General features: G+C 76.1%; 8 protein-coding genes and 1 pseudogene. All 9 read right to left on the reverse strand.

Translation table 11 applies throughout. From position 1 onward, the window contains the following. Positions 1–287 (reverse strand): annotated as a pseudogene (locus tag EOE48_RS28280) (hypothetical protein); the annotation flags it as partial. After that, positions 284–763, reverse strand: coding sequence for a type III secretion system stalk subunit SctO (gene sctO / locus EOE48_RS28285; protein ID WP_127734205.1), 480 nt, complete (start codon positions 761–763; stop codon positions 284–286). The gene sctO and the pseudogene EOE48_RS28280, both read right to left, overlap by 4 nt. Then, a complete protein-coding gene (sctN, locus tag EOE48_RS28290) occupies positions 760–2,145 on the reverse strand; it encodes a type III secretion system ATPase SctN (RefSeq protein ID WP_127734206.1) in 1,386 nt (461 codons plus the stop codon). The genes sctO and sctN overlap by 4 nt, the downstream gene beginning before the upstream one ends. Next, positions 2,142–2,777, reverse strand: a complete 636-nt coding sequence (gene sctL, locus EOE48_RS29475) for a type III secretion system stator protein SctL (protein ID WP_187371582.1) — start codon at positions 2,775–2,777, stop codon at positions 2,142–2,144. Before sctL ends, sctN begins: the two co-directional genes overlap by 4 nt. Further along, a complete protein-coding gene (locus tag EOE48_RS29480) occupies positions 2,756–3,496 on the reverse strand; it encodes a hypothetical protein (protein WP_187371583.1) in 741 nt (246 codons plus the stop codon). The genes sctL and EOE48_RS29480 overlap by 22 nt, the downstream gene beginning before the upstream one ends. After that, complete coding sequence (gene sctJ, locus EOE48_RS28300; protein WP_127734207.1) at positions 3,493–4,329, reverse strand: type III secretion system inner membrane ring lipoprotein SctJ; 837 nt, start codon at positions 4,327–4,329, stop codon at positions 3,493–3,495. Before sctJ ends, EOE48_RS29480 begins: the two co-directional genes overlap by 4 nt. Beyond that, positions 4,326–4,700, reverse strand: a complete 375-nt coding sequence (sctI, locus tag EOE48_RS28305; protein WP_127734208.1) for a type III secretion system inner rod subunit SctI — start codon at positions 4,698–4,700, stop codon at positions 4,326–4,328. Before sctI ends, sctJ begins: the two co-directional genes overlap by 4 nt. Positions 4,701–4,710: 10 nt before the next feature. Continuing rightward, on the reverse strand, positions 4,711–5,157 hold the full coding sequence (locus EOE48_RS28310) for a tetratricopeptide repeat protein (protein WP_127734209.1): 447 nt from the start codon (positions 5,155–5,157) through the stop codon (positions 4,711–4,713). Between the two features lie 7 nt (positions 5,158–5,164). Beyond that, positions 5,165–5,643: hypothetical protein (locus EOE48_RS28315; protein ID WP_210249608.1), on the reverse strand; the 479-nt coding region annotated here is incomplete at its 5' end.

The raw sequence follows: 5,643 nt of genomic DNA on the forward strand, positions 1-5,643 counted from the left end.
CGGTCCCGGCCCTCGTGCCACGGCCCGTCGCCGAAGCCGGGACCGCGCTCGCCGGCGCCGCGCAGGTCGCCGCGACCCTCGTGCCGGAACTCCGGCTGCCGGAATCCCGGCTGCCGGCGCGGGTCGCCGCCGCGCTCCGGGTTCCGGAACGGGTCCCCGGCGGGGTCGCGCAGGGAATCGCGATGGGAATCGCGGGAGCGGCCGGGCCCCCGCGCCGCCTCGCGGCCGGCGGGCTCGGTGCGGGCGGCGTCGGGGACGCCGCGATCCGGGGTGCCGATGCGCGTCATGCGACCTCCTGCCGGCGGCTGCCGAACATCTCGTCGACCTCGTTCTCCTCGGCCACCGCCGCGGCGGCGTCGGCGACCGCGACGAGGTCGCCGCGCACGAGGTCGTATTTCTCGGTGGTGCGCGCCGCCCGTCGGTGGGCCTCGGCCCGCTCCGCCAGCTCCTCGGCGAGGCGGTGCAGGACGTAGGCGGCGCGCTCGGCGGCGTCGACGAGGCGCAGGTGCTCCCTGCGCAGGGCCTCGACGGCGCCGCGGGTCTCCTCGAGGTCGTCGGGATCGACCACCCGGTAGAGGATCGCGGCGTAGATCGCGTCCTCGCGCGCCGGCAGGCTCGCGGCGCTCGCCGCCACCGCCGCCTTCGCCTGCGCCAGCGCCTCCTCGGCCGCCGCGACCTCGCGCCGCTTGGCCTGGAGGGCGCGCAGGGCCTGCTCCTCCTTGAGCCGCTTGAGGCGCAGCAGCACCGTCATCTGGCCGATCATCGCGTCAGCGCCCTCAGCTTGGCCAGCACGGCGTCGAACGACTCGACCTCGTCGGTGCGCTGCTGGAGGAAGGCGTTGATCGCCCGATATTTCGCGATGGCGAGGTCGGCGTCGGGATCGGCGCCCTTCTTGTACTCGCCGACCTTGATGAGCAGCTCGACCTCGGCATAGGCGGCGAGCCACGCGTTGATCCTGCCCGCCATCTCCTGGTGCTCGCGGGAGGTGACCGCGCCCATCACCCGGCTCTTGGAGCTGAGCACGTCGATCGCCGGGTAGTGGTTGGCCGCCGCGAGCTTGCGCGAGAGCACGATGTGGCCGTCGAGGATCGAGCGGGTCTCGTCGGCCACCGGCTCGTTCATGTCGTCGCCCTCGACCAGCACGGTGTAGAGCGCGGTGATCGAGCCGCGGTCGGACATGCCGACCCGCTCCATCAGCTTGGGCAGGTTGGCGAAGACCGAGGGCGGGAAGCCGCGCCGGGTCGGCGGCTCTCCGGCCGCCAGCCCGATCTCGCGCAGCGCCCGGGCGAAGCGGGTGACCGAATCCATCAGGAACAGCACCTTGCGGCCCTGGCTCCGGAAGTATTCGGCGATGGCGGTGGCGACGAAGGCCGCCTTGGCGCGCTCCATCGAGCTGCGGTCGGAGGTGGCGACGACGAGGATCGACTTCGCCAGCCCCTCGGGGCCGAGATCGTGCTCGATGAACTCGCGCACCTCGCGGCCGCGCTCGCCGATCAGCGCCAGCACGGTCACGTCGACCTCGGCGCCCTTGACCAGCATCGACAGCAGGGTCGACTTGCCGCCGCCGGCCGCCGCGAAGATGCCCATGCGCTGGCCCTCGCCGCAGGTCAGCACGCCGTCGAGCGCCCGGATGCCCAGCGGCAGCGGCGCGTCGATCACCCGCCGGCGCATCGGGTCGGGCGGGTCCTGGTAGACCGGGACGTGGGCCTCGGGGACGAAGGGCAGGTCGCGCCCGTCGATGAAGGTGCCCATGCCGTCGAGCACCCGGCCGAGCAGCCCGGGCCCGACCGCGACCGACTGGACCCGGCCGGTGCGCCGCACCTCGGTGCGCGGCGAGACGCCCTGGGTGCCGCCGATCGGCGACAGCAGCGCCTCGTCGTCGAGGAAGCCGACGCATTCGGCGGAGAGTCGCAGGCCAGTGGCGCGGGTGACCAGCTCGACGATCTCGCCGACCTGCACGTCCGGCACGCTGGCATGGATGATGGTGCCGACGACCTTGCGGACCCGGCCGGTCAGCCCGAAGGCGGTGAAGGCCCCGGCCCGCTCGGCGAGGCCGGCGGCGGCGGCCGGCAGCCGGGCGCGGATGCGCGCCAGCCGCTCGCGGTCGAGGGCGGCGCCGTCCGGGGGCGGTTCGGGGCGGCTCATGCGCCCGCCCGGCCGCCGGCCGCGACCGCGCCGCGGATCAGCGCCTCGACGTCGTCGAGGGCGGCGTCGAGGTCGGCCTCGACCCGGCCGATGCGCCCCTCGACCACCACCTGCGGCGGCACGAGGCCGGCATCCTCGACCACGTCGACGAACTCGATCTCGGGAAACTCGGCGGCGATCGCCGCGATGCCGGCCTTGAAGGCGGGGAACTGCGCAGGGGCGACCCGCAGCTCCGGGCGCCGCTCGCGCCGCATCTGCCGCAGGGCGGCGCGCACCGCCGCCTCGGCGCGGGCGTGGTCGTCGAACCCGGCGACGAGCTTGCGCAGGCACGAGGCGACGAGGCGGCCGAGCTCGCCTTCGAGGTCGCGAAGACCGGCGTCGAGCGCCGCGCTCTCGCGCAGCAGCCGCTCGACCGCGTCGAGGCGGGCCTGGGCGAGCCCGTCGGCGTAGCCGCGCCGGCGCTCCTCGTCGTAGGCCGCCTGGGCGGAGGCGACGATCCCGGCGGCCCGCGCCTCGGCCTCGCGCAGCAGGCCGGTGGCGGCCTCGACCGGGGCGAGCGCCTCCGGGGCCAGGACGTGCGCGCCGGCCGGCAGGCGGTAGCCGAGTTCGCTCAGCCGATAAGGGCCGTCCACGGGTCCATCCTCCGGCGCAGCAATCGGGTGAGGTGGTCGCAGGCGCTCCCCGGCAGCGGGTCCCTGGGCTCCGCCCCGGGCGGGAGCCGGTGCCGGAACAGGGCGGCGAGGCCCGGCTCGACGGCGGCGAGGAAGCGGGCGAGGAGACCGAGCCCGGTGCCGGCGAGGTGCGCCCGGGCCGCCTCCGGGTCGAGGTCGGCGGCGAAGGCCGCGGCGCCGCCGCCGTCGTCGAGCTCGGCGAGGTCGGCGTGCAGCAGCGGCGCCTCGTGCACCGCGACGGCGAAGCCGGATTCCCCGAGCGCGGTCCGGATCCGGGCGCGGTCGGTGCGCAGCACCAGCCCGGTCACCCGCCGGTGCAGCACGGCGGCGGCGGCGAGCCGCGCCGCCTCGCCGAGGGGCCCGGCCGGCTGGGTCGCCAGCAGGGCGGCGAGCCGGGTCCGGGGGGCCGCCGCGAGACGCGCCAGGAAGGCCGCGTCGAGGGGCAGCGCGTGCAGGCCGAGGCCCCGCGACGCGGCGCGGTTGAGCGGCCGGCGGAAGGCCGGGCGCGCCGCCAGAGCGGCGACGTCGGACACGGGCAGCGGCGCGAGCGCGGCGGCGGCCGAGGCCGCCGCGGCGGCACCGTCGAGATGGTCGAGCGGCCGGGCGATGACGCCGGCCAGGGCCGCGGCGAGCCGGGCGGCCCGCCATTCCGGCCCGGGCGGGATCGCGACCGCGGTCACGACGGCTCGACCACCGGCAGCGCCGCGAGTTCCGGCGGGCCGGCGCGCCGGCGACGGAACCGGCCGCGCAGCAGCAGGGCGCCGGTGGCGGCGAGGCCGCCGAGAAGCAGCACCACGAGGGCGAGGACGCCGTAGAAGAGCTGCCAGAACCGCCCGGTATCGGTGTCGCGCACGCTGAGGCCCGGCAGCACCTGCACGGTCGGGACCACCGGGGCGGTGCCGACGAGCTTGGTCGGCTGCGCCTCGGCCAGCACCACGGTCACGGCGGAGTATTCCAGCCCCTCGATCGCGCTGCTGACGAGGCGGCGGATCTGCGGCACGAAGAAGTCGAGGTCGACGCCGGGCTGGTGCTTGATGAACACCGCCGCCGAGGACGGCTTGACGGTCTGGCCGAGCTGCGGCGCGTCCGGCAGCACGATGTGAACGCGGGCCGCGACGACGCCGTCGACCTGGCTGAGGGTCTGCGCCACCTCCTCGCCGAGGGCGTAGATGTAGCGCACCCGCTCCTCGAACGGCGACGACATGATGCCGGACTTCTGGAAGACCTTGCCGATCGACTCGCGGGTGTTCTTGGGGAATCCGCGGTCGGTGAGCAGCGTGATCGCGCGCAGCATGTCGCGGTCCTCGACCGTGACGGTGAAGCCGTCCTTGCCCTTGGCGGTCTTGCCGGCCTTGATGCCGTTCGACATCAGCACGGCGAGCATCTGGTTGGCCTCGACCTCGCTCAGGTTCGAGTACAGCTCGCTCTCGCAGCCGGCGAGCATCAGGCAGGCCGCGGCGACGAGGCCGGCCCGCCGCAGCGCCGGGGGGATCGGGAAGCGGCGTCCGGTCACTGGCCCTTCATCAGCGTGTCGAGGGATTGCGTCGTCTTGCCGGTGAGCTTGGAGGAGACGTCGACCAGCAGGGTGTACTGGGCGATCTCCATCTGCATCGACAGCAGGGTCTCGGTGTCGACCGCGCTGCCGCGCATCAGCGCGCCGATGCGGTCGTGGCGGGCCTCGAAGGTGCCGCGCAGGCGCTGCAGCCCGCCGAGGATCGCGTCGCCCTCGCTCGGGCGGGCCGGCCCCTCGAGGTCGAGGCCGCGCCCGACCGCGTCCTCGAACGCCGCCGAGCGCCTCGCGTCGGTCGCGGGTCCGGTGACGGCCGCGTCGCCGGCCGGCGTGCCGTGGCCGAAGGCCAGATTGGCCAGGCTCAAGCTTGCCATGGGTGCACTCTCAATCGCGGCGGGGGCCGGGCCCCCTGGTCGGTTCGGCGTCGAGGCCGGCGAGGATCGCGTCGGCGCTGCGGGCGTGCGGCGTTCCGGCGGCGCTGGCGGCGACCTCGGACAGGATCGCCCGCGCCTCGCCGGCCTCGCCCTGCCGGTGCAGGGCCAGCCCGAGGAACAGCCGGGCGGCGTCGCTCGGCGGCAGGCGCCGGAGGATCCGCACCGCGCCGTCGGCGTCGCCGCCGTGCAGGCAGGCCATGGCGCGGCCGAGATGCCCGGCCTCCTGCGCCGGCCGCGCCGCCACGACGCCGTCGAAGATCTCGCCGGCCGAGGCGACGAAGCCGTGCATCAGCGCCATGAAGCCGGTCTCGACCAGCAGGCGCACGTCCTGCGCGTCGAGGAGGTCGCCGGCCGGGCCGGCGGAATCGGGGCGATCGGGGGAGAAGGACGGGATCATCGGGGCGTCAGGCGATGTGCATGATGAGCAGCAGGCGCTGGGCGAGGCGGGCGTCCTCGCGGAACTCGGCCCGGCGGCGGGCGATGCGCGCCGCGGTGGCGAGGAAGGACTGGGCCGCCCGCCGGTCGCCCTGTTCGAGGGCGCACAGGCCGGCGACGTAGAGCGCCCGGGGGTGGCCGGGGCCGTCGTCGCGGCTGGCGAGGGCGAGGACGCGGGCCTCCTCGTAGACGGCGAGCCGGGCGGCGCAGACCGCGAGGCCGAGGAGCCCTTCGGCCCGCCCGCCCGGGGCGACCGCGAGGGCGGCGAGCAGGATCACCGCCTCGGTCAGTTGCTCCTGCGCCACCGCTTCGGCGGCGGCGTCCCACAGCACCCGGTCCCAGGGCGCCCCGGCCTCCGGCGCGGCGGCGAGGCGGGCGACGGCGGCCTCCAGGGCGGCATCAAGGGCGGCCGGGCCGGCGCCGGAGACGGCCACGACCCGCGCCACCG

Origin of the sequence: Methylobacterium oryzihabitans (assembly GCF_004004555.2) — a bacterium.
Classification (GTDB): Bacteria; Pseudomonadota; Alphaproteobacteria; order Rhizobiales; family Beijerinckiaceae; genus Methylobacterium; species Methylobacterium oryzihabitans.